This window comes from Amycolatopsis methanolica 239, from assembly GCF_000739085.1.
Taxonomy (GTDB): Bacteria; Actinomycetota; Actinomycetes; order Mycobacteriales; family Pseudonocardiaceae; genus Amycolatopsis_E; species Amycolatopsis_E methanolica.
This window is the reverse complement of sequence record NZ_CP009110.1, coordinates 3,623,228-3,648,320: the sequence shown is the minus strand read 5'-3', so window position 1 is coordinate 3,648,320 and position 25,093 is coordinate 3,623,228. Positions and strand designations below refer to the sequence as shown.

The window sequence follows — 25,093 nt, the reverse complement described above, 5'->3', positions numbered from 1 at the left end:
CGAGCTACTGTGGTCGGGTGTCCACCGCCCGCGCCGAGCGCCTGGTCAATCTGGTGCTCGCTCTGCTGTCGACCCGGCAGTACCTCACCGCTGACCGGATCCGCGGGATCGTGCCCGGATACGCCGACGCCGCGAGCGACGAGGCCTTCTCCCGCATGTTCGAACGGGACAAGACCGAGCTGCGTGAACTGGGGATCCCGCTGGAGACCGGCCGCAACTCGGCCTTCGACCCGGCCGACGGCTACCGCATCGCCCGCCGCGACTACGAGCTCGGCGAGATCGAGCTGGCCCCGGACGAGGCCGCGGCCGTCGGGCTCGCCGTCCGGCTCTGGGACTCGCCCGAGATGACCGGGCAGGCCCAGGGCGCGCTGGTCAAGCTGCGTGCCGCCGGGGTCGACGTCGACCACACCGAGCCGCCGGTCGTGGAGTCCCGCGTCCGCGCCGAGCCCGCCTTCACGCCGCTGGTCGCCGCCGTGCAGGCCCGCCAGGCAGTCCAGTTCTCCTACCGCCGCTCCGGCTCGGCGGAACGCCTCACCCGCACCCTCGAACCGTGGGGTGTGGTGTCCTGGCGCGCCCGCTGGTACGTCGTGGGCCACGACCGGGACCGCGGCGCGCCGCGGTGCTTCCGGCTCTCGCGCATCGTCGGCGACGTGCGCGCCGTGGGCCGTCCGGGGGAGGTGCAGCGCCCGGACGACGTCAACCTGCTGGAACTGATCGCGGGCACCGGCGACCCCGATCCCTCGCCCGTCACCACCGCCAGGCTGTGGATCGCCGACCAGCGCGCCGCCGGTGTGCGCCGCCGGGCCCGCCTCACCGGGCGGCTCACCGTCGACGGCGTCGAGGGCGACCTCGCCGAGATCGACCTGTACTTCCCGGAGAGCGCCGCGGACTGGATCGCCGGGCACGGGCCGGACGTGCTGGTGCTCGAACCGGACGTGCTGGCCAAGGCGGTGCGCGGCCGCCTGGAGTCCGTGCTCCACCACGAGGTGCGCCGATGAGCGGCTCCACCGACCGGATGCCCCGGCTCCTCGCGCTCGTGCCCTACCTGCTCGCCCGCCCGGGCATCCGCATCGAGGACGCGGCGCGCGACTTCGGCGTCACCGCCCGCCAGCTGCGCCGCGACCTGGAGCTGCTGTGGATGTGCGGGCTGCCCGGCTACGGCCCGGGCGACCTGATCGACCTGTCCTTCGAGGGCGACACTGTGACGGTCACCTTCGACGCGGGCATGAACCGGCCGCTGCGCCTGACCGGCGGGGAGGCCACCGCGCTGCTGGTCGCGCTCCGCGCGGTCGCCGAGACCCCCGGCGTGGTCGACACCGACGCGGTGCACCGCGCCATCGCCAAGATCGAAGCCGCCGCCGGGCAGGCCCAGCCCTCCGGGGTCGTGGTCGGGCTCGCCGTGCGGGAAGGTGCGAAGACCGCCGCCACCCGCCGCGTCGTGCAGAACGCGCTGCGCGCCGGGCGGGCGCTGCGGATCCGCTACTACACCGCCTCCCGCGACCAGATCACCGAGCGCACCGTCGACCCGATGCGGCTGCTGATCGTGCAGGCCGTCGGATACCTGGAGGCCTGGTGCCGCCGCGCCGAGGGCGTCCGGCTGTTCCGGCTGGACCGCATCGACGAGGTCGAGGTCCTGGAGGAGCGTGCCGCGCCGCCCCCGACCGCGCGGCCCACCGACATCTCCGACGGCGTGTTCCGCGCCCGTCCCGGCCAGCCGGAGGCGCAGCTGGTGCTGGAGCCGGACGCGCGCTGGGTCGCCGAGTACTACCCGTGCGAGGAGCTGGCCGAGCTCGACGGCGGGCGGCTGCGGGTGCGGATGCGCTATGGCGACGAGTCGTGGATGGTGCGGCTGGTGCTCGGACTGGGCGGCGACGCGCGCGTGGAAAGCCCGCCCGAGCTGGCCGAAGCCGTCCGTAGCCGGGCCGCCGCCGCGCTGGAAAGGGCACGTCACCTCCCGGCCACCTTGGGCCAGTAGGGTGACGCCGTGTCGTACCTGCCGAGCATTCTGCTCGCCGCCGCGGGCCTCCTGGCTCTGATTCTTGTCCTGATCCGGACATTCGGGGTCTTGCGCCGCTTCCGCAAGGCATCGAGCATGGTTACGGCGAGTGTCACCGACCGCACCGGGCTGTTGAAGGCCCGGACTGCCGGCCTGCGCGTCGCGCTCGAGCAACGGCGGCGTCCCGCCCCTGAGCAAGTAGAGTTGGTCACTAGCAAGGAAGGAGGCCACTGATGCTGAACGGGTTGCAGCCGTGGCACTTGATCATCCTGGTGCTCGTCGTGGTCCTGCTGTTCGGCGCGAAGCGCCTGCCGGATGCCGCGCGGTCCATCGGCAAGTCCATGAAGATCTTCAAGGCCGAGACCAAGGACCTCCGTGAGGACGGCAAGGCCGAGGAGCCCGAGAAGAAGCAGATCGCGTCCTCCGAGACGACGCCTTCCGCGGCCGACGACCAGGTCGCGCAGCTGCAGAAGCAGCTCGACGAGCTGAAGCGGCAGCAGGCGGCGGCCAAGGCCGACCAGGCTCACAAGCACGCCAGCTGAGGCGAGGACGGAGCCTGTCGTGGCGGACTCCGCCCCCAAGAGCCGGAGGGACCGGCGGCGCAAGCGCAGCCGCCGGCTCAACCCCGACGGCACGATGACGCTCATCGAGCACATCTACGAGTTCCGGCGCCGGCTGGGCTGGGCCCTGCTCGCCGTGCTCGCCGGCGGGATCTTCGGCTTCATCTGGTTCAACACCAGGATGGGTCCGGTCCCGTCGCTCGGGTCGATCATCAACGACCCGTACTGCGCCATCCCGGCCGACCGGCGGCTCGGCAGCACCGAGGGCTGCTACCTGCTGCAGACGGTGCCGTTCGAGGCGTTCATGATCCAGCTGAAGGTCGGTCTCGCCGGGGGCGCGGTGCTGACCTCCCCGCTGTGGCTGTACCAGCTGTGGGCGTTCATCGCCCCCGGCCTGTACACCAAGGAGCGCAAGTACGCGCTCACCTTCGTCGGCTGCGCGAGCGTGCTGTTCGCCGGTGGCGCCGTCCTGGCCTACCTGCTCATCCCGCACGCCCTGCAGCTGCTGATGGGCTTCGGCAGTGACTTCTTCATCACCGGCCTCACCGGCGACAAGTACATCTCGTTCGTGCTGTCGCTGCTGATCATCTTCGGGGTCAGCTTCGAGCTGCCGCTGCTGCTGGTGATGCTGAACTTCGTGGGCGTGCTCAAGTACGCCCAGCTGAAGAAGTGGCGCCGGGGGATCATCTTCCTGGTGTTCGTCTTCGCCGCGTTCGCCACGCCCGGGTCGGACCCGTTCTCGATGATCGCCCTGGCCGGCGCGCTGACCGTGCTCGCCGAGCTCGCTATCCAGATCGCGCGGGTGCACGACAAGCGCAAGTACCGCGGCAGCGAGAGCGAGGAGTGGGCGGGCCTGTCCGACGACGAGGCCGCGCCGTTCGACTACACCCCCAGCAGCATCGACGAAACCCCGGCCAAGCCCAAGACCGAGGACGTTACCTAGCCGAATCGAACTGAAATGGCTTGCGTGGCGGTGCCAGTGGCGGAACTTCAGACGACTTCTCGCTGTGGGATCGCCTCCTCATGAATGCCGATTCACCACGTCGGCGCTGTCCTCGCGAGAGGCCGCCTGAGAACCCGCGGCGGTGCGAGTCGTGTGCGTCGTGCAAGCGTCGCCGCTCGGGCAAGCCGGTCTAGGCAGGCCGATCCGACCTATGGGTATCCGTGCGGCCCTGGCCGTCCACCCCGACACCGGCCGCGGTGCGGCGGCCAGGATCGCCGGCACCGTGGCTGCTCGTCTGCGTGCCGGGGTTGACCGGCTGGAGCTGCTCGGCACGGCCGCCCCGGACAGCCTCCCGGGCGGGCTCGACGCGCTGGTCGTCCTCGGCGGCGACGGCGCCGTGCACCACGCCGTCCAGTACTGCGCCGCCACCGGCACCCCGCTCGGGATCATCCCCGCCGGCACCGGCAACGACCTCGCCCGCGGGCTCGGCATCCCCCTCGACCCGCTCCAGGCCGCCGACGCCGTCGTGACCGCCCTGCACGAACGCCGCCACCGCGCCGTCGACCTCGGCCACCTCGACGGCGCCTGGTTCGCCACCGTTCTGTGCACCGGCTTCGACGCCGCCGTCAACGCCCGCGCCGCCCGCCTGCGCTGGCCGGGCGGGCCGCGCCGCTACGACGTCGCCGTGCTCGCCGAACTCGCCGCGTTCCGGGCCCGCACGGTCACCCTCACCACCGACGGTGCACTCCATCACCTCGACGCCACCCTCGTCGCCGTCGGCAACACCCCCTACTACGGCGCCGGCATGCGGATCTGCCCGCACGCCGACCCCGCCGACGGGTTCTTCGACATCACGGTCGTCGGCCACGCCACCCGCGCCGACCTGCTGCGGATCATGCCCGGCCTGCGCCACGGCCGGCACCTACGCCACCCCGCGGTGCGCACCCTGCGCGCCCGCGAGGTGCGGATCGAGGCCACCGGCTGGCCCCTCTGCGCCGACGGCGAGATGCTTCCTGGCGGCGTGGTCACCGCCCGCTGCGCCCGCGGCGCGCTCACCGTCCTGGGCTGACACCCACCGCATGCGTCCCGCACACCGCATGTGACACCCTGGCAAGGTGGCCCCTCGCCCTTCCGTGTCGCCGGCCGAGGCCTACCAGGCCTCCAAGCGCCGCGCCCAGTACCCCCAGCTGACCCGCTTCGCCGACGAGGCGGAGTTCGGCTTCGACGACTTCCAGATCCGCGGCTGCCGCGCGCTGGAGGACGGCCACGGCGTGCTCGTGTGCGCGCCGACCGGTGCGGGCAAGACGGTGGTCGGCGAGTTCGCCGTGCACCTCGCGCTCGCCGAGGGCCGCAAGTGCTTCTACACCACGCCCATCAAGGCGCTGTCCAACCAGAAGTACGGCGACCTCGTCCAGCGGTACGGCGCCGACACCGTCGGCCTGCTCACCGGGGACACCGCGATCAACGGCAACGCCCAGATCGTCGTGATGACCACCGAGGTCCTGCGCAACATGCTGTACGCGGGCTCCTCGGCCATCAACGACCTCGGCTACGTCGTGATGGACGAGATCCACTACCTCGCCGACCGGTTCCGCGGCGCGGTGTGGGAAGAGGTCATCTTGCACCTGCCCGAGTACGTGCGGGTCGTGGGCCTGTCCGCCACCGTCAGCAACGCCGAGGAGTTCGGCGAATGGCTGGTCACCGTGCGCGGCGACACCACGGTCGTGGTCGACGAGCACCGGCCCGTGCCCCTGTGGCAGCACATGATGGTCGGCAACCGGCTGCTCGACCTGTTCGCCGACGACGGCTCCGACGGCGAGCTGCGCATGAACCCGGGCCTGCTGCGGCGCGTGGAAGAGGTCGGCCGCATGCACGCCCCCGCGGCGCTGCGGCGGGGCCGGGGCGGGCGCACCTACTCGCGCGGCCCCCGGTTCCGGCCGCCGTCCCGGGTGGACATGATCACCCGTCTGGACGCCGCCGGGCTGCTGCCGGCGATCGTGTTCATCTTCTCCCGCGCCGGCTGCGACGCCGCCGTGAGCCAGGTGACCCGCTCCGGGCTGCGCCTGAACACCCCCGAGGAAGCCGCCGAGGTGCGCCGCATCGTCGATGCGCGCACCAAGGACCTGCCCGAGGGCGACCTGGGCGTGCTCGGCTACTGGGATTGGCGGGAGGCGCTGGAGAACGGCATCGCCGGGCACCACGCCGGGCTGCTGCCCGCGTTCAAGGAAACCGTCGAGGAACTGTTCGTGCGCGGCCTGGTCAAGGTCGTGTTCGCCACCGAAACCCTCGCGCTGGGCATCAACATGCCCGCCCGCACCGTGGTGCTCGAACGGCTCGTCAAGTACAACGGCGAGGCCCACGTCGACCTCACCCCGGGCGAGTACACGCAGCTCACCGGCCGCGCCGGGCGCCGCGGCATCGACGTCGAGGGCCACGCCGTGGTGGTGTGGCAGCCCGGGGTCGACCCGAAGGCCGTCGCCGGGCTGGCCTCGACCCGCACCTACCCGCTGCGGTCGTCGTTCCGGCCCGGCTACAACATGGCGATCAACCTGGTCGCCCAGCTCGGCCACGAACAGGCCCGCGAGCTGCTGGAACAGTCCTTCGCCCAGTTCCAGGCCGACCGCTCCGTCGTCGGATTGTCCCGCCGCATCGAGAAGAACCGCGAGGCGCTCAAGGGCTACGCCGAGGCCGTCAGCGGCGACTTCGACGCGATGCTCGACTACGTGCAGCTGCGCAAGAAGATCTCCGACCGGGAGAAGGCGCTGGCGCGGCAGAACACCGCCGCCCGCCGCGCCGACACCGCGGTGTCGCTGGAGAAGCTGCGCAAGGGCGATGTCATCGCCGTCCCCGCGGGGCGGCGCGCCGGGCTCGCCGTGGTGATCGACCCCGGTCTGGACCCCGTGCGCGAGCCGCGCCCGGTCGTGGTGACCGAGGACCGGTGGTCCGGACCGCTGTCGCTGTCGGACTTCTCCTCGCCGGTGGAGCCGCTGGGCCGGATCAAGCTGCCCAAGCACGTCGAACTGCGCTCGCCCAAGACTCGCCGCGACATCGCCTCGCACCTGCGCGACTCCGGGATTTCCCTGCCCGGCCGCCAGAAACGGCGGTCGGGGGCCAATGAGGACGGTGAGCTGGCCGCGCTGCGCCGCGCCCTGCGCGCCCACCCCTGCCACGGGCTCGCCGAACGCGAGGCCAACATCCGCTGGGTCGAGCGCTACCACCGGCTCGCCGGGGAAACCGAGCAGCTGGAACGGCGCGTCGCCGCCACCACCCACTCGCTGGCGCGGGCGTTCGACCGGATCAGGGCGCTGCTGGCCGAACGCGGCTACCTCGCCGAGGGCGAAGACCGCGTCACCGAGCACGGCGCCCGCCTGGCCCGCCTCTACAGCGAATCCGACCTGCTGGCCGCCGAGTGCATCCGCCACGGCGTCTGGGAAGGCCTGACCCCGCCCGAGCTGGCCGCCGTGGTTTCCACGCTCGTGTTCGAGGCCCGCCGCGACTCGCCGGGCGAGCCGCGGCTGCCCGCGGGCGGCGTGCCCAAAGCGTGGCAGGAGACCGCGAAGATCTGGACCGACCTCGCCGAGGACGAGCGCCGCCACCGCCTGGACCGCACCCGCGAACCCGACGCCGGGTTCGCCTGGCCGGTGTACCGGTGGGCCCGCGGCGAATCCCTCGAAAAGGTGCTCACCGCCGCCGACGCCAACGGGCAGGAACTGTCCGCGGGCGACTTCGTGCGCTGGTCCCGGCAGGTCGTCGACCTGCTCGACCAGATCAAGACGGTCCTCGGCAAGGCCGACCCGGTCGGCGACGCCGCCGCGCAGGCCGTCAAGGCGCTGCGGCGCGGGGTGGTCGCGGCGGGTGCCGAGTAGCGCGGCCCACCCTGCGTTGTGGTTGGATCGCGCTGAGCGAGGACGATCAGGGGAGGCAGGCAGCATGAGCACGCCCTACGGCGGCACCGACCCGCAGCAGCAGTGGAGCCAGCCCGGGTACGGGCAGCAACCCGGCCAGCCGCAGCAGTACGCCCAGCAACCCCAGTACGGGCAGGCGCCGGGCTACGGCCAGCCGCAGCCGGGACAGTTCCAGCCCGCACAACCCCAGCCCGCACAACCCCAGCCCGCACAACCCCAGTACGGGCAGCAGCACCCGGGCCAGGCCGCGCCCCAATACGCCGGGCAGCACCCGCCCCAGCGGTACCCGGGGCAGCAGCACGGCGCGCCGGGTGGCTACGGTCAGCAGCAGCCGGCGAAGAAGGGCGGCAAGGGCCTGCTGATCGGGCTGGGCGCGGCGGTCGTGGTGGTGGCCGCGTTCTGCGTCACCGCGTTCTTCGCACCCGGGTTCCTCAAGACCACCGTGCTGAGCCAGAGCGCGGTGCAGGACGGCGTCAAGCAGGTCCTGGTCGGCAACTATCAGCTCACCGAGGTCGGCGACGTGCAGTGCCCCGCCGACCAGGAGGTCAAGTCCGGGGCCACGTTCGACTGCTCCGCCGTCGTCAACGGCCAGGGCAAGACCGTCACGGTGACGATCAAGGACGACGCAGCCAACTACGAGGTCGCCTACCCCCGGTAATTGGCTGGCGTGCGGCCGCACCGTCGGGAACGATCGCGTCGTGAGTGACTACACCGTGCGCACGCTGCGGCCCGACGAGCACCGCGCCGCCGTCGACCTGTTCCGGTCCACCCTCCACGTCGCCGCCACCACCGACGAGACGTGGAAGATCGTCGAACGCGCGCAGCAACCCGGCCGGACGCTGGGCGCCTTCGACACGGAGCTGATCGGTACCGCCCGCTCGTTCGACGCCGAGATCACCCTGCCCGGCGGCGCCCGCGCCGGGGCAGCGGGGGTCACCGGCGTCGGTGTCCGTCCCGACCGGACCCGCCGCGGTGTCCTCACCGAGCTCATGCGCGCCCAGCTCACCGACATCGCCTCCCGCGGCCTGCCCTTCGCCGTGCTGCGCGCCAGTGAAGGCGTCATCTACAACCGGTTCGGCTACGGCGTCACCACGCGCAGCCGCGGCTACGAGATCGACCGGCGCCGCGCCGTGCTCCGCCCGGACGTCCCGGCCGGTGGTCAGGTCGAGCTGTGGCCGCTGGACACCGCGCTGGAGCGGCTGCCCGGACTGTACGCGGCGCTGCCGCACACCCGCCCCGGCATGATGACCCGCCCGCCGTACTGGTGGCCGGGCTGGGAACGGCACGCCCGCGAGGCCACCAGCCCGGTCCTGACCGCCGTGCACCACGGCGAGGACGGCCCCGACGGTTACGTCGTCTACCGCGTCGAACGCAAGCACTGGAACGACCCGGCGGTGCTGGAGGTCATCAGCCTGCACACCGGCACCGACGAGGCGTTCAACGGGTTGTGGCGCTACTTGCTCGGCGTCGACCTCGTCGACACCCTGCGCGCCGGCGAACGCCCGGTGGACGAGCCGGTTGAGCTGTTGTTCACCGACATCCGCGCTGTGACGGACACCGGCGGCGGGGACGAGCTGTGGCTGCGGCTGGTCGACGTGCCCGCCGCGCTCGCCGCCCGCGCCTACGAGGGCGAGCCGGTGGTGCTGGACGTCGTCGACCCCGTGCTGGACGCCAACTCCCGGCGCTACCACGTGTCCCCGGACGGCGCCCGCCGCACCGAGGCCGCCGCCGACCTGCGGCTCGGGGTGGACGCGCTGGCCATGATCTACCTCGGCGCGTGGCGGCCCTCGCAGCTGGCCGCGGCCGGGCGGATCCAGCCGGCGAATCCGGCGGCGCTGGAGCGGGCCGACCGGCTCTTCGCCACGCCCGTTCCCGCGTGGTGTGGTACACACTTCTGAGAAGCTCGTTCCGGGGGTGATTGGTGCGGACCACGGTGGTGCTCGCCTGCGCCGCGCTCCTGCTGTCCGGATGCGACAGCGCCCCGGCCGGCCCCGCACCGTCCACACCGCCACCGGTCACAAGGCGCACTCGAGCCTCACCCCGGTGCGGCGGGTGTTCGACGCCGCGCAGGTGCAGGACGGTGTCCGGCGCGTGCTCACCGAGTCCTACCTGATCGGCGGCGTCGGCGAGGTGTCCTGCCCGGCCGGTGAGGACGTCGTCGCCGGGCGCATCTTCGAGTGCAGAGTGGACATCGCGGGCGAGAAGGCGAAGGTGACGATCACGGTGCGGGACGCGGCGGGCGGCTACGAGGTCTCCCAACCGGAACCATGACCGACTTCGACATCCGGCCGCTGGCGGCGGGGGAGGAGCGGGCGGCGTTCGAGCTGCTCGGCCGGACCCTGCACGTCACCGTCACCGACGAGCTGTGGACGCGCCGCGCGGCGTCGTTCCCGGCCGAGCGGCGATTCGGCGCGTTCGCGGGCGGGGACCACACCCGCCGCGGCATCCTCACCGCGCTGACGGCCGCCCAGCTCGCCGACTGCGCCCGCCGCGGCGACGTGGTGGCCGTCCTGCACGCCAGCGAGGCCACCATCTACGGGCGCTTCGGCTACGGCATGGCCAGCCGGAGCCAGAACCTGCGCGTCACGCGGGCGGCCTTCCGCGCCGACGCCCCGCCCGGCGGGACGGTGCGGCTGCTCGGCATGGCCGAGGCGCAGGAGCGGGTTCCCCGGTTGTACGCGGAGATGGGCCTGCATCGGGCGGGGGTGATCGAGCGGCCCGAGGTGTGGTGGTCCTACGCGCGGGACCGGCTGATCGGCGAGCACCAGTCGCCGTCCACACCGGACCGCACGGCGACGATGGCTTCGTGCTCTACCGCACCGAGGACCCGCGCACCTTCGAGCAGCCGAACCTCGGCGCCGCCCTCACGGTCCGCGACCTGCACGCGACGAGCGTCGCGGCGCTGGCCGGGCTGTGGCGGTTCCTGGCGCGGGTCGACCTGGTCTCCGAAGTCCGCGCCCCCGGGCGGCCGCTGGACGACCCGCTCCCCGCGATGCTCACCGACCCGCGGGCGTGCGCGGTGACCGGCGTGCACGACCAGCTGTGGCTGCGGCTGCTCGACGTGCCGGCCGCGCTCGCCGCCCGCGCGTGGGGGCCGGGCGGGTCCGTGGTGGTCGAGGTGACCGACCCGCAGCTGCCCGCCAACACCGGCCGCTACCGCTTCATTCCCGGCGGCGCCGAACCCACCACCGCGGCCGCGGACCTGCGGACCGGCCCGGAGACGCTGGCGATGCTCTACCTCGGCGACCGCCTGCCCAGCGCACTCGCCGCCGCGGGCCGGCTCGAGGTGGTGGAGCCGGCCGCGGTGCCGCACGCGGACAGCCTGTTCGCCACCAGGGTGCCGCCGTGGTGCGGCACCCCGTTCTGACGCCTCAGCTCCCGGAGGCGATGAGCGCCTCGACGCCGTCCAGGATGCGGGCCAGCCCGAACTCGAACGCCTGCGGGTCGGACGGCGCCTGGTAGGCCTCGCCGGCGGCGGAGCCCACCCGGGCGGCCACCGGGAAGCGCTCGGGGTCGAAGATCTTCTCCAGCAGCGGGGCGTAGGACTCCCACCACTGGACGTCGCTCTGGCCGCTGCGTCGCGCCGCCTGCTCGGCCTCGACCACGCCGCGCATGGCGGCGTGCACGAAGCCCAGCACCAGCGTGAGCACCTGGTCCATCTCGATGTCGGTGAGCCCGGTGCCCTCCAGCGCGCGCAGTTCGTAGTCGTACTTGGCGATCACGTTCGGGCCCATCGGCGGGCGGCTCGTGGCGACCTGCAGCAGCCACGGGTGCCGCCGGTACACCGCGGCGTTCTCGCGCGCGATCTGCTCCAGCCTGCCCCGCCAGCCGCCGGGCACGTGGGCTGGGCGGGCGGTCTCGCCAACGACCGCGTCGACCATCAGGTCCAGCAGTTCCGCCTTGCCGGGCACGTAGGTGTAGAGCGACATGGTGCCGGCGCCCAGTTCCTCGGCGACCTTCCGCATCGACAGCGCGGCCAGGCCGGCGGTGTCGGCGAGCTTGATCGCGACGCGGGTGATCTCCTCGACGGTGAACCGGGCCTTCGGCCCCTTCGACGGCGGCTCCTGCAGCCCCCAGAGGAGCTCGAGGCTGCGTTTCGGATCGCCACTCGCGCTGAATTCGGTCATCTCGGAGCCTATTCTGCCGGTAACGAACTCCGTACGGTGTACGATAGTTGATCCGTGCGGCATACGGAGTAGCAGGAGGGCGTGTTTGTCCAGCGAAAACGCCGTGGTGGCGCAGGGGCTGCGCAAGCGCTACGGCGACAAGACCGTGCTCGCCGACCTGAACCTGACCGTGCCCGCCGGGACCGTGTTCGGCCTGCTCGGCCCCAACGGCGCGGGCAAGACCACCTGCGTGCGCATCCTGGCCACGCTGCTGCGGCCCGACGCCGGGACGGTCCTGGTCGCCGGGTTCGACGCACGCCGCCAGGCCGCGCAGGTCCGCTACCGGATCGGGCTGGTCGGGCAGCACGCCGCGGTGGACGAGGTGCTGTCCGGGCGGCAGAACCTGGAGATGTTCGGCAGGCTCTACCACCTCGGCGCGCGCCGGGCGCGGCAGCGGGCCGACGAGCTGCTGGCCCGGATGGGGCTGGGCGACGCGGGGGACAAGCCGGTGAAGCAGTACTCCGGCGGCATGCGGCGGCGGCTCGACCTCGCCGCCGGGCTGCTGCGCTCGCCCGAGGTGCTGTTCCTCGACGAGCCCACCACCGGCCTGGACCCGCGCGGCCGTAGCGAGGTGTGGTCCGCGGTGCGGGAACTCGTCGCCGACGGCGCCACCGTGCTGCTCACCACCCAGTACCTGGACGAGGCTGACCACCTCGCCGGGCGGATCGCCGTGCTCGACCACGACGGGATTGTCGACGAGGGCAGCCCGGCGCAGCTGAAGTCCCGCATCGGCGGCGACCGGGTCGAGGTGGTCCTGCGGGACGCCGCCGACCTGCCCGCCGCCGCGGCGCTGGCGAGCCGGGTCACCGGGGCGGCAGCAGACCTGACCGACGGCGGGCTGAGCGTGCCGGTGTCCGACCGGGCGCGCGACCTCACCGGCCTCGCCGCGGCCTACGACGAGGCCGGCATCGGCATCGCCGACCTCACCCTGCGCCGCCCCACGCTCGACGAGGTGTTCCTGAAGCTGACCGCACGCGACGAGGTGCCGGCATGACCACCCTGCGCTGGACGATCGCCGACGGCTGGACCATGACCCGCCGGGAGCTGGCGCACTGGGCGCGACAGCCCGCGGCGGTGATCGTCTCGCTGCTGTTCCCGGTCCTGATGCTGGTGATGTTCGGGTACCTGTTCGGCGGCGCGATGGCCGCACCCGGCGACTACCGGCAGTTCCTGCTGCCGGGGATGTTCGTGCTGGGCATGGCGTTCGGCATCGAGGCCACCTTCACCGGCATCGCCACCGACGTCGCGCGCGGCTCGACCGACCGGTTCCGCTCGCTGCCGATGGCGGCGGCCGCGCCGGTCACCGGCCGCGCGGTGGCCGACCTGCTCAACTCGGTGGCCGGGCTGGTCGTGCTCGCCGCGTGCGGGCTCGCCACCGGGTGGCGCTGGCACAACGGGCTCGGCGCGGCGGTGGCCGCGTTCGGGCTGCTGGTGCTGCTGCGGTTCGCGCTCCTGTGGCTCGGCCTCTACCTCGGGCTCGTCGCGAAGGGCCCGGAAAGCGTGGTGGCGCTGCAGATGCTGGTGTGGCCGCTGGGTTTCCTGTCCAACGTGTTCGTCTCACCCGGCACGATGCCCGGCTGGCTCGGCGCGATCGCCGACGCGAACCCGCTGTCGGCGACCGCCGCCGCGACCCGCGAGCTGTTCGGCAACCCGGGCTGGGACAGCGGCGGCTGGTTCGCCGAGCACGCGCTGCTGCTGGCGGTGGTGTGGCCGGTGGCGATGATCGCGGTGTTCCTGCCGCTGTCGGTGCGCCGCTACCGGCGGCTGAGCCGCTAGGGCAGGTCCTCGCCGGCCCGGGCGCCGAGGACCTTGAGCAGCGCGAGCGCCTCGGCGTCTGGGGATCCCGGCGGCGCGCTGTAGAGCACGAGGTGCTGGTCGCGGTCGGTGAGCGCCGGCGAATCGCAGTCGACGGTGAGCTCCCCGACCACCGAGTGGCGGAAGGTCTTCGTGAGCGCCGGCACGGCCCGCACGTCGTGCCGCTCCCACAGCCGCTCCCACAGCCGCGCGCACTCCGGGCTGCCGTCACACAGGTCGCCGACCAGCCCGCTCACCGCGGGATCGGCCGGGTAGCGGGCGAGCTCGTCCGCCGGGCGGAGGAACGCGCGGCGCGCGAGGTTGCGCTCGACGGGTGCGAGCGCGCCGAAGTCCTCCATCAGCGCGGCCGCGAGGTCGTTCCAGGCCAGTACCTCGAACGCGGCGGAGGTCACGATCGCCGCGGTGTCCGGCACCCGGCCGATCAACGCGCAGATGCTCGGCCGCACGTCGCGCCGGTGCAGGCCGCCGCGGGTGGCCGCGGTGCCCGCGAGGACGTGCAGGTGGGCGGACTCGGCGTCGGTGAGCCGCAGCGCCTCCGCGATCCCGGCGAGGACCTCACCGGAGGGTCGCGGCGCGCGGCCCTGCTCCAGCCGGACGTAGTACTCGGTCGAGATGTGCGCCAGCACCGCCACCTCCTCCCGGCGCAGCCCCGGTGTCCGGCGCCGCGGTCCGGAGGGGAGACCGACGTCCTCCGGCCGGAGCCGCTCGCGGCGGCTGCGGAGGAACGCGCCCAGTTCCTTCTTGTCCACACCCCGAGTGTGCCCGCCACCCGGCCGCGGATCCTGGTACTGCTTGTGCCCGCATCCGGTGTCGCAGGCCGACCGACACTGCGCTCATGACGACCGACATCGCACCCATCGGCCTGCTCACCGGCAAGGTCGTGTTCATCACCGGCGCCGGCCGCGGCATCGGCGAGGCCGCGGCCAGGCTGTTCGCCCGCGAAGGCGCCGCCGTCGTGCTCGCCGCCCGCGACGCCGTGCCACTCGACCGCGCCGGCATCCGCGCCGCGATCGCCCGGCCGGGCAGCTACACGGACGACTGGACGGCGCCTGCCACAACGGCGCCGCCATCCAGCGCAGGCCCGGCCCGCTCGACACCACCAGCGACGAGGACATCGACGAGCAGGTCGCGGTGAACTTCCGCGCGCACTGGACCGCCATGACCCCGCAGGCCGAGCTCATGCGCGGCAACGGCGGCGGGGCGATCGTCAACACCTCCAGCATCGGCAGCCGCCGCGCCAACCCCGCCCTGCCCGCTTACGGCGCCATGAAACGCGCCCTCAACAGCATCACCGAGACCGCGGCCGTGACCTGGGCCAGCGACGGCATCCCGGTCAACGGCATCACCCCCGCCGGCACGGTCACGCAGATGATGCAGACGTGGGAGGAGGCCAGTCCCGGCATCATCGAACGGGCCACCGCGTCCATCCCGCTCGGACGGATGGCCGAGCCGCGCGAGGTCGCCGAAGTCGCCGCGTGGCTGCTCAGCGACCGGGCTTCGATGGTGACCGGCGCGATCGTGCCGGTGCACGGCGGCGCCGGCGCCTGAGGCGTGGAATGCCGGCCCCGCCCCCCAGGCGGGGCCGGCTCACCTCCGACCCTAGAACCCGCCGGCCCGCCGGTCTTCTTCGTTCTTGCGCTCCTACGCCGCGCGCAGCGCCTCGCGGAAACCGACCTTCGCACCGGTGCGCAGGACGGCGTTGCGGTAGATCCGCGCCGACAGCCACACCAGCACCGGGATCAGCGCCACGACCAGGGCGACCGACAGGATCGCCTCCCACGGCGCCACCCCGCCCATCGCCAGGCGCATCGGCATCAGGGTCGGCGCGAACACCGGGATCACCGACAGCAGTGCCACCAGCCCGCTGCCCGGGTCGCTCGGCAGCACCGAAATCCCCACCACGTACCCGGCGATGACGAAGAACAGCGCCGGCGTGACCGCGCCGCCCACGTCCTCCTGCCGCGACACCAGCGCGCCCAGCCCGGCGAACACGATCGAGTACATCAGAAACCCCAGCAGGTACCACACGATCAGCCACACCACGGTGCCCGCCGCGGCCGACACCGAGATCGTCAGCACGTCGGTGGCCAGCCCGGCGACGATCCCGACCACCCCGATCAGGACCATCTGGATCAGCCCGACCGCGCCGATGCCCAGCACCTTCCCGGCCATCAGCTGCCACGGCCGCACCGTCGCCAGCAGCAGTTCGACGACGCGGCTGGTCTTCTCCTCGACCACGCCCTGCGCCACCGACTGCCCGTTGAGCAGCAGTGACATGTAGATCAGGATGCCGGCGACGATGCCGAGCACCAGTTGCTGGCTGTTGTAGGGGTAGGGCTGCTCCATCGGCGACACCTCGACCCCGGCGCCGGACACCGCCGCGTTGACCTGCGCCGGATCGCCGCCGAGCGCGGTGATCTGCTGGTTGAGCGCGAGCTGCCCGGCCAGCACGTTCAGCGCGGTGCGCAGGTTCTCGTCGAGGTCCTTCTTCACCACGACCTGGACCCGCGAGCCGTCGCCGACCAGCAGGGCGTCCAGGTCGCCGTCGCTCACCTGGGCGCGCCCCGCGGCTTCGTCGGGCAGCGTGCGCAGCTCGACGGTCTCGCCGACCGCCTGCCCGGCGGCCTGCAGCGGCGCGGCCAGCGCCGAGGTTGGCCCGGTGACGCCGACCGTGGCGTCCGCGCCGCTGCCGCCGCCGATCAGCTTCATCACCACCGCGAACCCGACGATCACCACCAGCAGCGCCAGCGTGCTCAGCCGGTAGGCCTTGGACCGCAACCGGATGCCGATCTCGCGTGACGCGACGAGCGAAACGCCCGCCCAGCCGTCCCGGTTCACGCCGCCACCTCCTCGGTCGTGACGACGTGCCGGAACAGCTCGGTCAGCGACTGCCGCCGCCGCGCGAACTCGTGCACCGGCCCGCTCGCCAGCGCCGCGCGCAGCACCGCCTGGTCGTCGGCGCCGTCGGCCAGTTCCAGTTCGGTGCGGCCATCCTCCTGCCGGATCACCGACACCCCGGGCAGCCCGTCCGCCCAGCCGGGCGCCGCGGCCGGAGCCTCCACCAGCAGCCGCACCGTCGAGCCGGCCTGCAGTTCGCCGACCGTGCCGCAGGCGACCATCCGCCCGTCCCGCACGATGCCGATCCGGTCGCACAACCGCTCGACCAGGTCCAGCTGGTGGCTGGAGAACACCACCGGCACACCCTCGGCGGCCTTCTCGCGCAACACCTGGCTCATCACGTCGACCGCGACCGGGTCCAGCCCGGAGAACGGCTCGTCGAGCACCAAGATCGCCGGGTCGTGCACCAGCGCGGCGGCCAGCTGCACCCGCTGCTGGTTGCCCAGGCTCAGCTTCTGCACCTCGTCGTCGAGGCGGGCGGCGACCCCGAGCCGCTCGGTCCAGGTCGCCACCGACCGGCGCGCCTCCGCGGCCGGCATGCCGTGCAGCCGCGCCAGGTAGACCAGCTGCTCACCGACCTTCATCTTCGGGTAGAGCCCGCGTTCCTCGGGCATGTAGCCGATGTGCCGCCGGGTCTCCAGCGTCACCGGCGCGCCGTCCCAGCGCACCTGCCCGTCGTCGGCCGCCAGGACCCCCAGCACGATCCGCATCGTCGTGGTCTTGCCTGCGCCGTTGCTGCCCACGAACCCGAACAGCTCACCGGCGCGCACGTCGAACGTCATGTCCGACAACGCGAGCCGCTCGCCGTACCGCTTCGTCAGGCCGTCGATCTCCAGTTGCCTGTCCGCCACCGTGTCCCCCTTCCGCGTAGCGCTGAAAAAGTGATATCACTATGCTACATTGAAGCCATCGAGGCAAGGAACTGAGGGGAGCGGTCATGGGAACCGTCGTGGACATGCCGGCGCCGCAGACGCGGGAACGCCTGGTGCGCGCGGTCAACGGGTTCGTGATGCTGGGCGTCGCGGTGGTGCTGGTGGCGGGCGGGGTCGTGCTGCTGGCCACCGGTGACGGCTCGGCGGGGATGCTCGCCGGGGGCGTGGTCGCCGCGCTCGCCGGGATCGTGCTCCTCGGCGGGCTGACCCCGGTCGCGCCGGGCGAGGCGCGGGTGGTGCAGCTGCTCGGCCGCTACGTGGGGACGCTGCGCACCGCCGGGTTGCAGTGGGTCAACCCGTTCACCCAGCGGCGAAAGGTCTCCACGCGAATCCGCAACCACGAGACCGGGGTGGCGAAGGTCAACGAGGCCGACGGCAACCCGATCGAGATCGCGGCGGTCGTGGTGTGGCAAGTCGCCGACACCGCGCAGGCCGTGTTCGAGGTCGACGACTTCGTCGAGTTCGTCGCCATCCAGAGCGAAACCGCGGTCCGGCACATCGCCAACGCCTACCCCTACGACAACGCCGACACCGCCCGCTTGTCGTTGCGGGACAACGCCGACGAGATCACCGAGAAGCTGTCCGCGGAGATCGCCACGCGCGTCGCCTCGGCCGGCGTGAAGATCATCGAATCCCGCATCACCCACCTGGCCTACGCCCCGGAGATCGCGCAGGCGATGCTGCGGCGCCAGCAGGCCGGGGCCGTGGTGGCCGCGCGCCAGCGCATCGTGGAAGGCGCGGTCGGCATGGTGGAGATGGCGCTGGACCGGCTCGCCCGGCACGAGGTCGTCGAGCTCGACGAGGAGCGCAAGGCCACGATGGTGAGCAACCTGCTGGTGGTGCTCGTCGGTGACCGCGACGCGCAGCCGGTCGTCAACACCGGGACGCTGTACCAGTAGATGCCGGCCGAGCGGAAGAAGATCCTGCTGCGGCTCGACCCGGCCGTGCACGACGCGGTGGCGCGCTGGGCAGGTGAAGAGCTGCGCAGCACCAACGCGCAGATCGAGTTCCTGCTGCGCAAGGCCCTCGCGGACGCCGGGCGGCTGCCCCGCGAGGTGGGCCGCATGCGCCCGCGGGGACGCCCCAAGAAGGGGGACGAGGATGAACACGCCTGACTCACTGGCCGCGCGGCTCTTCCTGCTGGCCTACGACACGGACAAGAAACGCCTCACGTCGCGGTCCGAACTGGGCTACGCCCTGCGGGCCGCGGCGCTGGCCGACCTGGTGCTCGGCGGTTTCCTCGTCGACGATGGCGGCAAGGCGGCGCCGGCCGCGCCCGCGCCCGGGCTGGACCCGGTGCTCGACCTGGTCCTGCTGGAGATCGGCGACAGCGCGCCCCGGTCGTGGCGGCGGTGGGTGTCCCGCCGCGCCAGCCGGATCGTGCCGCTGGTGCGTGAGCACCTGGCCGCCGAGCAGGTGATCAAGGTCGACTCACGGCGGGTGCTCGGCCTGTTCCCGGTGCACCAGGTGACGCTGCGCCGGCCGCACGAAACCAAGCGGCTGGCCGAAGAGGTGCGCCGCACCGTGCGCGGCGGGCAGCCGGCGTACCGGGTGGACCCGCGCCTGGGCGCGCTGTGCGCCCTGGCCGGCACCGCCGAACTGCGCACGGTCTTCACCCGCGCCGAACGGCGCCAGTACAAGGGGCGGCTGGCCGAGCTGGGCCGCCCGGTGGAGCCGGTGGTGAAAGCGCTGCGGAAGACGATCCAGTCCCAGCGCTCAGCCGCCGCCTCCGGCGGCTGAGCCGTGGCGGCCCGGGTGCCGTGCCGGGTCAGCGGGCGTTCGCGGTGAGCGCCTTGACCAGCCGGGTCGCCGAGCTGCCGAGGTTCCACCGCTCGGCCAGCTCCAGCACCCGGTCCGGGTCCGCGGGCGAGGCGGGCACCGCGTCCGAACCGGACAGCGACACCGGCGCGTCGGCGGCGACCTTGACCACTGTGGGCGCCGCCCGCAGGTAGTCCTCGGCCTCGGCGAGCCGCTGCCGCGTCTTCTGCGGCACGTCCTTGCTGCCCGCGGTGGCCGCGGCGATCAGCCCGTCGAGCGACCCGAACTGAGTGATCAGCTTCGCCGCGGTCTTCTCGCCGATCCCGGCCACCCCCGGCAGCCCGTCGGACGGGTCACCGCGCAGCACGGCCATGTCCGCATACGCCTGCCCGGCGCCGTCCACCGGCACGCCGTAGCGCTCGGCGATCTCGGGCGGCCCCAGCACCTCGGCCTTGGCCCAGCCCTTGCCCACGTAGACCACCGACGCCGGGGTCGGCTCGGTGCGCACCAGCTGGAACAGGTCACGGTCGCCGGTGATCACCTCCACCGGGTCGGTCTTCTCCCGCGCGGTCAGGGCGCCGATCACGTCGTCGGCCTCGTACCCGTCGGCCTCGGCGGTGGCGAACCCGAACGCCTGCAGCACCTCCAGGATGATCGGCACCTGCGGGGTGAGCGTGTCCGGCACCTCCTCGGCGTTCGCGGCGGCGTCGGCCACCCGGTGCGCCTTGTAGCTGGGCAGCAGGTCGGTGCGGAACCTCGGGCGCCAGTCCGCGTCCAGGCACGCGACGAGCCGCGTCGGGCGCCGGTCGGTGACGATCCGGGCCAGCGTGTCGGTGAACCCACGCACCGCGTTGACCGGCGTCCCGTCCGGCGCGGTCATCGACTCGGGCAGCGCGTGGAACGAGCGGAAGTACAGGCTCGCGGAATCCAGCAGGGCAAGTGTCACGGACCACAGCCTGCCAGACGCGGTCCCGGCCGGGGCCAGATACGCTGCGTGGCATGTCGTCCCGCTCACCCGAGATCCCAGCACCCGCCCCGGAAACCCTGCGCGCCCGTCTGGAGCGGGCCCGCGCGGCCACCGCCGACGCCGGCGCCGACGCCCTGCTCATCGCCCCGGGCTCGGACCTGCGGTACCTGCTCGGCGAGGCCGGTGGCTCCTTCGAGCGGCTGACGACCCTCGTGGTACCCGCCGAGGGCACCCCGGCGCTGGTCGTGCCGAAGCTGGAGGCCCCCGGCTACGCGGCGGTGCCCACCGGCGAGCTGGGCGTCGAGGTGGTCACCTGGGTCGACGGCGAGGACCCCTACCGCATGGTCGCCGACCGGCTCGGCAAGCCCGGCCGCGTCGCGGTCAGCGACGGGCTGATCGCGCTGCACGTGCTCGCGTTCCGCGCCGCGCTCGGCTCCGCCGAGCAGACGCTGGCCGGCCCCGTGATCCGCGAGCTGCGGATGCGCAAGGACGCCGCCGAGATCGACGCGCTGCGCCGCGCGGGCGCGGCGATCGACCGGGTGCACGCCCGCATCGCCGAGTGGCTGCGCCCCGGCCGCACCGAGGCCGAGGTGGGCGCCGACATCGCCGCCGCGATCGTCGAGGAGGGCCACCTGCACGCCGACTTCGTGATCGTCGGCTCCGGCCCCAACGGCGCCAGCCCGCACCACGACGTGTCCGGCCGGGTCATCGAGCGCGGCGACGTGGTGGTGGTCGACATCGGCGGCCCGATCCCCGAGGGCTACAACTCCGACTCCACCCGCACGTACGCGGTGGGCGAGCCGCGCGACGCCGACGTGGCCGAGACCTACGCTGTGCTGCAGCGCGCGCAGCAGGCGGCGGTAGAGGCGGTGCGGCCGGGCGTCACCGCCCAGTCCGTCGACGCCGCGGCCCGCGAGATCATCGCCGACGCCGGGTACGGGGAGTTCTTCATCCACCGCACCGGGCACGGCATCGGGCTCGACGTGCACGAGGAGCCCTACATCGTGGCCGGCAACGACCTGGCCCTGGAGCCGGGCATGGCGTTCAGCGTCGAGCCGGGCATCTACCAGCCGGGGCGCTGGGGCGCCCGCGTCGAGGACATCGTCGTGGTCACCGCCGACGGGGTCGAAGCACTCAACCAGCGCCCGCACGAGCTCGTCGTGCTCGACTCGTGAGCGGGCCGCTGGAGCCGCTGGACCAGGCGATCGCGCGGGAGCTGGCCGGCGACGGCCGCTGCTCCTTCACCGATCTGGCCGAGCGGGTGGGGCTGTCGGTGTCGGCGGTGCACCAGCGCGTGCGGCGGCTGGAGCAGCGCGGCGTGATCCAGGGGTACGTGGCGCGGCTGGACAGCGAGCAGATCGGGCTGCCGCTGACCGCGCTGATCTCGCTGACCCCCAACGACCCGGCCGCGCCGGACGACTACCCGCAGCGCATCGAGCACATCCGGGAGATCGAGTCGTGTTACTCGGTCGCCGGCGACGAGTCCTACATCCTGCTGGTGCGCGTGGCGTCGCCGCGGGACCTGGAGGACCTGCTGCGCCGGATCCGGGAGGCGGCGAAGGTGTCGACCCGGACGACCGTGGTGCTGTCCACGCCGTTCGAGGGCCGTCCGCCGACGGTGTGACAAACGCCGGGCGAAGGGTATGGTGAAAGGTATGGCAACTCGTAAGGTCACGCTCTCGCTCGACACGGCGGCGATCGAGTACGCCGAGCGCGCGGCGAAGGCGCACGGGATCTCGCTGTCGGCGTGGCTGTCGCGCGCCGCCCGGCGCGAGGCCGTCCGCACCGGCTACCGCGCCCCGGCCCGGCACGACGCGGAGGCGCTGGCCGCGGCCGACGAGGCGGAACTGGCCGCCGCGGACAAGGACCTGGGTGCGTAAAGGGGAGATCTGGGCGTACAAGCCGCCCACCCAGCCGTCCCGGGAACGCACGGTGCTGCTGCTGTCCTCCGACGGCGTCAACGAGTCGGAACGCCCCTGGCTCATCGGCACCGAACTGCTGGAGGAGGACCCGCAGGACATCCTCGGCGTCGCGCTGGACAGCCGGTTCTGGATCTCCACGCTGCTCCTGACCCGCCTCTACCGCGGGTGGCTCGTGGAACGGATCGCCGAGATCGACCAGCAGACGCAGGAGCAGGTCGACATCGCGCTGCGCGCGGCGCTCGACCTCTGAGCGGCGCTACCCGGCGGTGACCGCGGCCGCCGGGTGAAGGTTACCGTCCTGGCCCTTCAGGCACGCGGCCGCCGGGCCGGACGTCGCCAGGAACTCGGTAAGGCAGCGGCCGAACTGGGCGTGCCCGTTCGCGTTGGGGTGGAACGATTCCTGAATGGCATGGCCCGCGCGGTCGGCGTCGGCCAGGTCGTTGAGCTGCAGCGTCAGCCGGCTGAACCACTCCGTCGACGGGTCGGCCCCGCCGCTGCACGCCTCGTGCCCCAGCCCGGCGCGGGACAGGTCCAGGAACCGCGCCCCGGCCTGCGCCGCCGCCGAGGCCAGCCCGCGGGACAGCACCGGCACACCCTCGTTGACCACCCACAGCAGGTCCTCGGTGCGAAACGGGCAGCCGTTGAGGTTCTGCAGGTTCGCCGGGATCCCCGGCCCGATCGGCGCCGCATAGGACTGGAGCACCAGCTGGTAGTCCTCAGGCTCGTACCCGGCGCGGGCGAGCACCGTCTTGATGTCGCCGAGCGCGCTCACCACCTTCGGCACCATCGCGTCGACCCGCTGCTGCCAGGTCGGCGCGATCGTGGTGCGGCAGGGCGCGTTGCCGGAGACGAACCACGCCTGGAAGCACTGCGAGATCAGCTGCGAGAAATGCGGGTCGTCGTTGGCGCCCACCGCGACCACGACGGCCGCGACCCGGTGGGTCTTCACCAGCTCCGCCAGCTGCCCGGCCTGGGACGGCTCGGTCCACTGCCTGGTGTCGCCCAGCCCGACCTGCGCGGCTGGCGCGCCGGAGCAGGCGAGGTTCACCTTCTCCACGATGCCCGGCACGTCGGTCTTCTCCACCGTCGCGTTGGGGGAGCGGTGGCACCAGTCCCCGTTGGCGCCGTTGGTGTCGACGGTGTAACTGCCCGCGCCCTCACCGGAGAGCGTGCTGTCGCCCATGGACACGATCGTCAGCGGACCGGTGCCCGGCGGGCCGGGGCGCTCGATGGGCCCGGGTGGCGTGCTCGGTCCCGTGAACACGAAGATCCCCACCAGCACCAGGACGAAGAGCATAACGCCCCAGCCGATCCACCACCGAAACCGTCGCACCGGTGGCAGTTTAGAGAAGCCCGGCCGAAGCCCTTGTGAACCCAGTCCCCGGTGATCGTCCCGCCGCTACCGTGGAAGTGAACACCGAGGGGGCGCGGTGCCGACGGGACCGAGCGCTTGGGCGGTGGCCGTGCCCGCCGCGGTCGCCGGTGCCGCCCTGACGGGCCTGGCCAGTGCCGCGCAGGCGCACGCCACCCAACAGGTCGAGACCGCCCGCACACTCGACCCGGCGCTGCTGTCCCGCCTCGCGCGCCGTCCATTGTGGCTGGCCGGGATGCCCGCGACGGTCGCCGGCCTGGTGCTGCAACTGGTCGCGCTGGCGTTCGCGCCGCTGCTGGTGGTACAGCCCTGCTGGTGACATCGCTGCTCTTCGGCGGGTTCTTCGCCGACCGGCTGGCCCACCGCCGCCCGGACGCCGTGCTCGGCGCCGGCTCCCTGATGTGCGTGGCCGGGCTGGCCGCGGTGCTGCTGCTGGCGCACCCCGGCGAGGAGGGCACGATGTTCGTCCGCGGCCCGGCGCCGGTGGTGCTGGCGCTGACCCTGGCCGCGCTGACCGTGCTGGGGCTCGCGGTGTCGGTGCTGGCACCCGGCGCGCTGCGGGTCCTCGGGCTCGCCGTCGCCGCCGGCGTGCTCTACGGCGTCACCGCCGGGCTGATGAAGGTCGTGGCCGGGCAGGCGCGGGACACCCTTGCCGCGCCGTTCACCCACCCGGTGCTGTACGTGGTGTGCGTGACCGGGTCACTGGGGTTCCTGCTCAGCCAGAACACTTTCCGGCGCGGCGAGTTCCTCACCCCGGCGCTCGCCGTGATCACCGCGCTGGACCCGCTCGCCGGCGCCGGCCTGGGCGGTCTCGTCGTGATCGCCGGCATCGTCGTGCTGTCCGCCAGGGCGGCGCGCCTGACTCCACGGGAGGTCCGGGCTGCCGCCGGATGCGTTCGTGGCCCTGGTGTCCTGCGGTTCGCTCGGGTTCGGCCAGGTCTCCTCCGCCGCCCGCGAACTGCTGGCCGCGGGCCCCTCGGTGGTGCCCGTGGTGGTGTGCGGCCGCAACGAGCGCCTGGCGCGGTCACTGCGGCGGCTCGCCGACCCGCGGCTGCGCGTACTCGGCTGGACCGGCGAAATGGCCGCCTGGATCGTCGCCTCGGACGTGGTGGTCACCAACGCGGGCGGCGCCACCGGGAAGCGCTGGCCTGCGGCCGTCCCGTGCTGATGCACCGGCCGATCGCCGCGCACGGCCGAGCCAACGCCCGTCTCATGGCCGAAGCCGGGCTCGCTGTCGTGTGCGAGGCCGATGGCGAACTCGCGGCGGCGGCGCGGCGGATGCTCGACACCCCGGAACTGGGGAAGTCGATGGCCGAGTGCGCGGCCCGGCACCTGGAGTCCGCCGGCGACCTCGGCTCCGCGTTACGCGCGCTCGCGGCGGTGTGACCCCAGGAAGTGGTCCAGCACCATCGACGCAGCGATGCCGAACATCCACACGTCCTTGGCGATCGCGACGCCCTGCTCGGTGGGCTGGTCGAGCCGTCCTGCCGCAGGCCCGGGGTGCGGGCGTACAGGCCGAGCAGCCGGCCGAGAACGCGGTGAGACCGGCGCCTGCCACCAGCGGCGGCACCGCGGGGACCAGCAGCATCGCGCCCAGCGCGATCTCACCGGCCGACAGCGCGCCCGGACGAACTTCTCTGGCGGTATGCGCCGGACCGGCGGGTAGGTGCCCGCGGCGAACCCGTGCAGTTGCGCGGGCGTCGTCTCGTCGGCCTTCCGCTTGGCCACGCCCGAGTTCAGGATGTAGGCCCCCGGTCACCAGCCGGACCGGGATGTGCCACGCCTCGATCCAGACCCAGCGTGCCCGGCGTCTCGTGCGCATCGCTCACCTCCGTTGGTGATTGCTGTTCAAACCCAAC

The 25,093-nt window shown here is 73.1% G+C and carries 30 protein-coding genes and 2 pseudogenes; 26 read left to right on the top strand and 6 right to left on the bottom strand.

The features are described from left to right. The first annotated feature begins 17 nt into the window (after nucleotides 1-17). From AMETH_RS17700 to AMETH_RS42100, 13 genes and pseudogenes are all read left to right on the top strand, one after another. Nucleotides 18-998 carry a helix-turn-helix transcriptional regulator gene (locus tag AMETH_RS17700; RefSeq protein WP_026153127.1) on the top strand — a complete coding sequence of 327 codons (981 nt, stop codon included), beginning with the start codon at nucleotides 18-20 and terminating at the stop codon, nucleotides 996-998. After that, nucleotides 995-1,975 (top strand): helix-turn-helix transcriptional regulator, encoded by a 981-nt coding sequence (locus tag AMETH_RS17695; RefSeq protein WP_017982454.1) that lies wholly within the window; start codon nucleotides 995-997, stop codon nucleotides 1,973-1,975. The genes AMETH_RS17700 and AMETH_RS17695 overlap by 4 nt, the downstream gene beginning before the upstream one ends. A 9-nt stretch (nucleotides 1,976-1,984) precedes the next feature. After that, nucleotides 1,985-2,230, top strand: coding sequence for a bacteriophage holin (locus AMETH_RS17690; RefSeq protein ID WP_017982453.1), 246 nt, complete (start codon nucleotides 1,985-1,987; stop codon nucleotides 2,228-2,230). After that, complete coding sequence (gene tatA / locus AMETH_RS17685) at nucleotides 2,230-2,538, top strand: Sec-independent protein translocase subunit TatA (RefSeq protein ID WP_017982452.1); 309 nt, start codon at nucleotides 2,230-2,232, stop codon at nucleotides 2,536-2,538. Before AMETH_RS17690 ends, tatA begins: the two co-directional genes overlap by 1 nt. A gap of 19 nt (nucleotides 2,539-2,557) precedes the next feature. Next, the gene (gene tatC / locus AMETH_RS17680) at nucleotides 2,558-3,499 is read left to right on the top strand and encodes a twin-arginine translocase subunit TatC (RefSeq protein ID WP_017982451.1); all 942 of its coding nucleotides are present in this window, start codon (nucleotides 2,558-2,560) and stop codon (nucleotides 3,497-3,499) included. Nucleotides 3,500-3,710: 211 nt separating this feature from the next. Then, the gene (locus AMETH_RS17675) at nucleotides 3,711-4,568 is read left to right on the top strand and encodes a diacylglycerol/lipid kinase family protein (RefSeq protein ID WP_017982450.1); all 858 of its coding nucleotides are present in this window, start codon (nucleotides 3,711-3,713) and stop codon (nucleotides 4,566-4,568) included. 46 nt (nucleotides 4,569-4,614) lie between these two features. Then, nucleotides 4,615-7,365 (top strand): DEAD/DEAH box helicase, encoded by a 2,751-nt coding sequence (locus tag AMETH_RS17670; RefSeq protein WP_026153126.1) that lies wholly within the window; start codon nucleotides 4,615-4,617, stop codon nucleotides 7,363-7,365. Nucleotides 7,366-7,429: 64 nt separating this feature from the next. Continuing rightward, the gene (locus AMETH_RS17665) at nucleotides 7,430-8,062 is read left to right on the top strand and encodes a DUF4333 domain-containing protein (RefSeq protein ID WP_017982448.1); all 633 of its coding nucleotides are present in this window, start codon (nucleotides 7,430-7,432) and stop codon (nucleotides 8,060-8,062) included. A gap of 40 nt (nucleotides 8,063-8,102) precedes the next feature. Beyond that, on the top strand, nucleotides 8,103-9,302 hold the full coding sequence (locus AMETH_RS17660) for a GNAT family N-acetyltransferase (RefSeq protein WP_017982447.1): 1,200 nt from the start codon (nucleotides 8,103-8,105) through the stop codon (nucleotides 9,300-9,302). Between the two features lie 70 nt (nucleotides 9,303-9,372). Continuing rightward, nucleotides 9,373-9,675 (top strand): DUF4333 domain-containing protein, encoded by a 303-nt coding sequence (locus AMETH_RS17655; RefSeq protein ID WP_017982446.1) that lies wholly within the window; start codon nucleotides 9,373-9,375, stop codon nucleotides 9,673-9,675. Continuing rightward, nucleotides 9,672-9,902, top strand: a pseudogene (locus tag AMETH_RS42110) (GNAT family N-acetyltransferase); the annotation flags it as partial. The gene AMETH_RS17655 and the pseudogene AMETH_RS42110, both read left to right, overlap by 4 nt. Before the next feature lie 227 nt (nucleotides 9,903-10,129). Then, nucleotides 10,130-10,375: pseudogene (locus AMETH_RS42105) on the top strand (GNAT family N-acetyltransferase); the annotation flags it as partial. A 21-nt stretch (nucleotides 10,376-10,396) separates the two neighbouring features. Beyond that, nucleotides 10,397-10,771 carry a sterol carrier protein domain-containing protein gene (locus AMETH_RS42100; RefSeq protein WP_323806989.1) on the top strand — a complete coding sequence of 125 codons (375 nt, stop codon included), beginning with the start codon at nucleotides 10,397-10,399 and terminating at the stop codon, nucleotides 10,769-10,771. 4 nt (nucleotides 10,772-10,775) lie between these two features. On the opposite strand, the gene AMETH_RS17645 is transcribed toward AMETH_RS42100, so the two are convergent. Further along, a complete protein-coding gene (locus AMETH_RS17645; protein WP_017982445.1) occupies nucleotides 10,776-11,531 on the bottom strand; it encodes a TetR/AcrR family transcriptional regulator in 756 nt (251 codons plus the stop codon). 85 nt (nucleotides 11,532-11,616) lie between these two features. Here AMETH_RS17645 and AMETH_RS17640 point away from each other — a divergent pair, with 85 nt between their 5' ends. Continuing rightward, complete coding sequence (locus tag AMETH_RS17640) at nucleotides 11,617-12,564, top strand: daunorubicin resistance protein DrrA family ABC transporter ATP-binding protein (RefSeq protein WP_017982444.1); 948 nt, start codon at nucleotides 11,617-11,619, stop codon at nucleotides 12,562-12,564. Beyond that, nucleotides 12,561-13,346: an ABC transporter permease gene (locus tag AMETH_RS17635; RefSeq protein ID WP_017982443.1), complete on the top strand. Its 786-nt coding sequence runs from the start codon at nucleotides 12,561-12,563 to the stop codon at nucleotides 13,344-13,346. The genes AMETH_RS17640 and AMETH_RS17635 overlap by 4 nt, the downstream gene beginning before the upstream one ends. Here AMETH_RS17635 and AMETH_RS17630 read toward each other — a convergent pair. Further along, nucleotides 13,343-14,134, bottom strand: coding sequence for a helix-turn-helix transcriptional regulator (locus AMETH_RS17630; protein ID WP_017982442.1), 792 nt, complete (start codon nucleotides 14,132-14,134; stop codon nucleotides 13,343-13,345). The two genes, AMETH_RS17635 and AMETH_RS17630, sit on opposite strands and share 4 nt — an antisense overlap. A gap of 86 nt (nucleotides 14,135-14,220) precedes the next feature. Between AMETH_RS17630 and AMETH_RS42630 the strand changes: the two genes are divergently transcribed. Both AMETH_RS42630 and AMETH_RS17625 read left to right on the top strand, forming a co-directional pair. Next, nucleotides 14,221-14,520 (top strand): SDR family NAD(P)-dependent oxidoreductase, encoded by a 300-nt coding sequence (locus AMETH_RS42630; RefSeq protein WP_410468208.1) that lies wholly within the window; start codon nucleotides 14,221-14,223, stop codon nucleotides 14,518-14,520. Further along, nucleotides 14,424-14,933: an SDR family NAD(P)-dependent oxidoreductase gene (locus AMETH_RS17625; protein ID WP_410468233.1), complete on the top strand. Its 510-nt coding sequence runs from the start codon at nucleotides 14,424-14,426 to the stop codon at nucleotides 14,931-14,933. The genes AMETH_RS42630 and AMETH_RS17625 overlap by 97 nt, the downstream gene beginning before the upstream one ends. A gap of 93 nt (nucleotides 14,934-15,026) precedes the next feature. On the opposite strand, the gene AMETH_RS17620 is transcribed toward AMETH_RS17625, so the two are convergent. Then, nucleotides 15,027-16,223 (bottom strand): ABC transporter permease, encoded by a 1,197-nt coding sequence (locus tag AMETH_RS17620; RefSeq protein WP_017982441.1) that lies wholly within the window; start codon nucleotides 16,221-16,223, stop codon nucleotides 15,027-15,029. Further along, entirely contained in the window at nucleotides 16,220-17,134 is a 915-nt protein-coding gene (locus AMETH_RS17615) for an ABC transporter ATP-binding protein (RefSeq protein ID WP_017982440.1), read from the bottom strand. The genes AMETH_RS17620 and AMETH_RS17615 overlap by 4 nt, the downstream gene beginning before the upstream one ends. A gap of 86 nt (nucleotides 17,135-17,220) precedes the next feature. Between AMETH_RS17615 and AMETH_RS17610 the strand changes: the two genes are divergently transcribed. Genes AMETH_RS17610 through AMETH_RS17600 form a run of 3 tightly spaced genes read left to right on the top strand, consistent with a single transcriptional unit; the run spans nucleotide 17,221 to nucleotide 18,955 of the window. Beyond that, nucleotides 17,221-18,114 carry an SPFH domain-containing protein gene (locus AMETH_RS17610; RefSeq protein ID WP_017982439.1) on the top strand — a complete coding sequence of 298 codons (894 nt, stop codon included), beginning with the start codon at nucleotides 17,221-17,223 and terminating at the stop codon, nucleotides 18,112-18,114. Continuing rightward, nucleotides 18,115-18,330 carry a type II toxin-antitoxin system antitoxin gene (locus tag AMETH_RS17605; RefSeq protein ID WP_017982438.1) on the top strand — a complete coding sequence of 72 codons (216 nt, stop codon included), beginning with the start codon at nucleotides 18,115-18,117 and terminating at the stop codon, nucleotides 18,328-18,330. After that, nucleotides 18,317-18,955, top strand: a complete 639-nt coding sequence (locus AMETH_RS17600; RefSeq protein ID WP_017982437.1) for a GOLPH3/VPS74 family protein — start codon at nucleotides 18,317-18,319, stop codon at nucleotides 18,953-18,955. The genes AMETH_RS17605 and AMETH_RS17600 overlap by 14 nt, the downstream gene beginning before the upstream one ends. Before the next feature lie 28 nt (nucleotides 18,956-18,983). Here AMETH_RS17600 and AMETH_RS17595 read toward each other — a convergent pair whose 3' ends face one another. Further along, complete coding sequence (locus tag AMETH_RS17595) at nucleotides 18,984-19,919, bottom strand: 5'-3' exonuclease (protein WP_017982436.1); 936 nt, start codon at nucleotides 19,917-19,919, stop codon at nucleotides 18,984-18,986. 53 nt (nucleotides 19,920-19,972) lie between these two features. Between AMETH_RS17595 and AMETH_RS17590 the strand changes: the two genes are divergently transcribed. The 4 genes from AMETH_RS17590 to AMETH_RS17575 are packed head-to-tail and all read left to right on the top strand — an operon-like array spanning nucleotide 19,973 to nucleotide 22,112. Beyond that, complete coding sequence (locus AMETH_RS17590) at nucleotides 19,973-21,115, top strand: M24 family metallopeptidase (protein WP_017982435.1); 1,143 nt, start codon at nucleotides 19,973-19,975, stop codon at nucleotides 21,113-21,115. Continuing rightward, nucleotides 21,112-21,564: an Lrp/AsnC family transcriptional regulator gene (locus tag AMETH_RS17585; RefSeq protein ID WP_017982434.1), complete on the top strand. Its 453-nt coding sequence runs from the start codon at nucleotides 21,112-21,114 to the stop codon at nucleotides 21,562-21,564. The genes AMETH_RS17590 and AMETH_RS17585 overlap by 4 nt, the downstream gene beginning before the upstream one ends. A gap of 31 nt (nucleotides 21,565-21,595) precedes the next feature. Further along, the gene (locus AMETH_RS17580; RefSeq protein ID WP_017982433.1) at nucleotides 21,596-21,820 is read left to right on the top strand and encodes a hypothetical protein; all 225 of its coding nucleotides are present in this window, start codon (nucleotides 21,596-21,598) and stop codon (nucleotides 21,818-21,820) included. Further along, nucleotides 21,813-22,112, top strand: coding sequence for a hypothetical protein (locus tag AMETH_RS17575; protein ID WP_017982432.1), 300 nt, complete (start codon nucleotides 21,813-21,815; stop codon nucleotides 22,110-22,112). The genes AMETH_RS17580 and AMETH_RS17575 overlap by 8 nt, the downstream gene beginning before the upstream one ends. 6 nt (nucleotides 22,113-22,118) lie before the next feature. Here the strand turns inward: AMETH_RS17575 and AMETH_RS17570 are convergent, their stop codons facing one another. After that, nucleotides 22,119-23,195 (bottom strand): GDSL-type esterase/lipase family protein, encoded by a 1,077-nt coding sequence (locus AMETH_RS17570; RefSeq protein ID WP_026153124.1) that lies wholly within the window; start codon nucleotides 23,193-23,195, stop codon nucleotides 22,119-22,121. Nucleotides 23,196-23,292: 97 nt separating this feature from the next. Here AMETH_RS17570 and AMETH_RS40280 point away from each other — a divergent pair, with 97 nt between their 5' ends. Together AMETH_RS40280 and AMETH_RS40275 are read left to right on the top strand one after the other, a co-directional pair. After that, entirely contained in the window at nucleotides 23,293-23,553 is a 261-nt protein-coding gene (locus AMETH_RS40280) for a hypothetical protein (protein WP_223842843.1), read from the top strand. Continuing rightward, nucleotides 23,550-24,620, top strand: a complete 1,071-nt coding sequence (locus AMETH_RS40275) for a DMT family protein (RefSeq protein ID WP_051079407.1) — start codon at nucleotides 23,550-23,552, stop codon at nucleotides 24,618-24,620. Before AMETH_RS40280 ends, AMETH_RS40275 begins: the two co-directional genes overlap by 4 nt. Nucleotides 24,621-25,093 lie beyond the last annotated feature (473 nt).

Excerpts from the sequence above, each read along its gene's own strand:
- AMETH_RS17695 (WP_017982454.1), top strand. The coding sequence starts at position 995 with ATGAGCGGCTCCACCGACCGGATGCCCCGGCTCCTCGCGCTCGTGCCC.
- tatA (WP_017982452.1), top strand. The coding sequence starts at position 2,230 with ATGCTGAACGGGTTGCAGCCGTGGCACTTGATCATCCTGGTGCTCGTC.
- AMETH_RS17675 (WP_017982450.1), top strand. The coding sequence starts at position 3,711 with ATGGGTATCCGTGCGGCCCTGGCCGTCCACCCCGACACCGGCCGCGGT.
- AMETH_RS17665 (WP_017982448.1), top strand. The coding sequence starts at position 7,430 with ATGAGCACGCCCTACGGCGGCACCGACCCGCAGCAGCAGTGGAGCCAG.
- AMETH_RS17655 (WP_017982446.1), top strand. The coding sequence starts at position 9,373 with ATGCGACAGCGCCCCGGCCGGCCCCGCACCGTCCACACCGCCACCGGT.
- AMETH_RS42100 (WP_323806989.1), top strand. The coding sequence starts at position 10,397 with ATGCTCACCGACCCGCGGGCGTGCGCGGTGACCGGCGTGCACGACCAG.
- AMETH_RS17645 (WP_017982445.1), bottom strand. The coding sequence starts at position 11,531 with ATGACCGAATTCAGCGCGAGTGGCGATCCGAAACGCAGCCTCGAGCTC.
- AMETH_RS17635 (WP_017982443.1), top strand. The coding sequence starts at position 12,561 with ATGACCACCCTGCGCTGGACGATCGCCGACGGCTGGACCATGACCCGC.
- AMETH_RS42630 (WP_410468208.1), top strand. The coding sequence starts at position 14,221 with ATGACGACCGACATCGCACCCATCGGCCTGCTCACCGGCAAGGTCGTG.
- AMETH_RS17610 (WP_017982439.1), top strand. The coding sequence starts at position 17,221 with ATGGGAACCGTCGTGGACATGCCGGCGCCGCAGACGCGGGAACGCCTG.
- AMETH_RS17605 (WP_017982438.1), top strand. The coding sequence starts at position 18,115 with ATGCCGGCCGAGCGGAAGAAGATCCTGCTGCGGCTCGACCCGGCCGTG.
- AMETH_RS17600 (WP_017982437.1), top strand. The coding sequence starts at position 18,317 with ATGAACACGCCTGACTCACTGGCCGCGCGGCTCTTCCTGCTGGCCTAC.
- AMETH_RS17590 (WP_017982435.1), top strand. The coding sequence starts at position 19,973 with ATGTCGTCCCGCTCACCCGAGATCCCAGCACCCGCCCCGGAAACCCTG.
- AMETH_RS17580 (WP_017982433.1), top strand. The coding sequence starts at position 21,596 with ATGGCAACTCGTAAGGTCACGCTCTCGCTCGACACGGCGGCGATCGAG.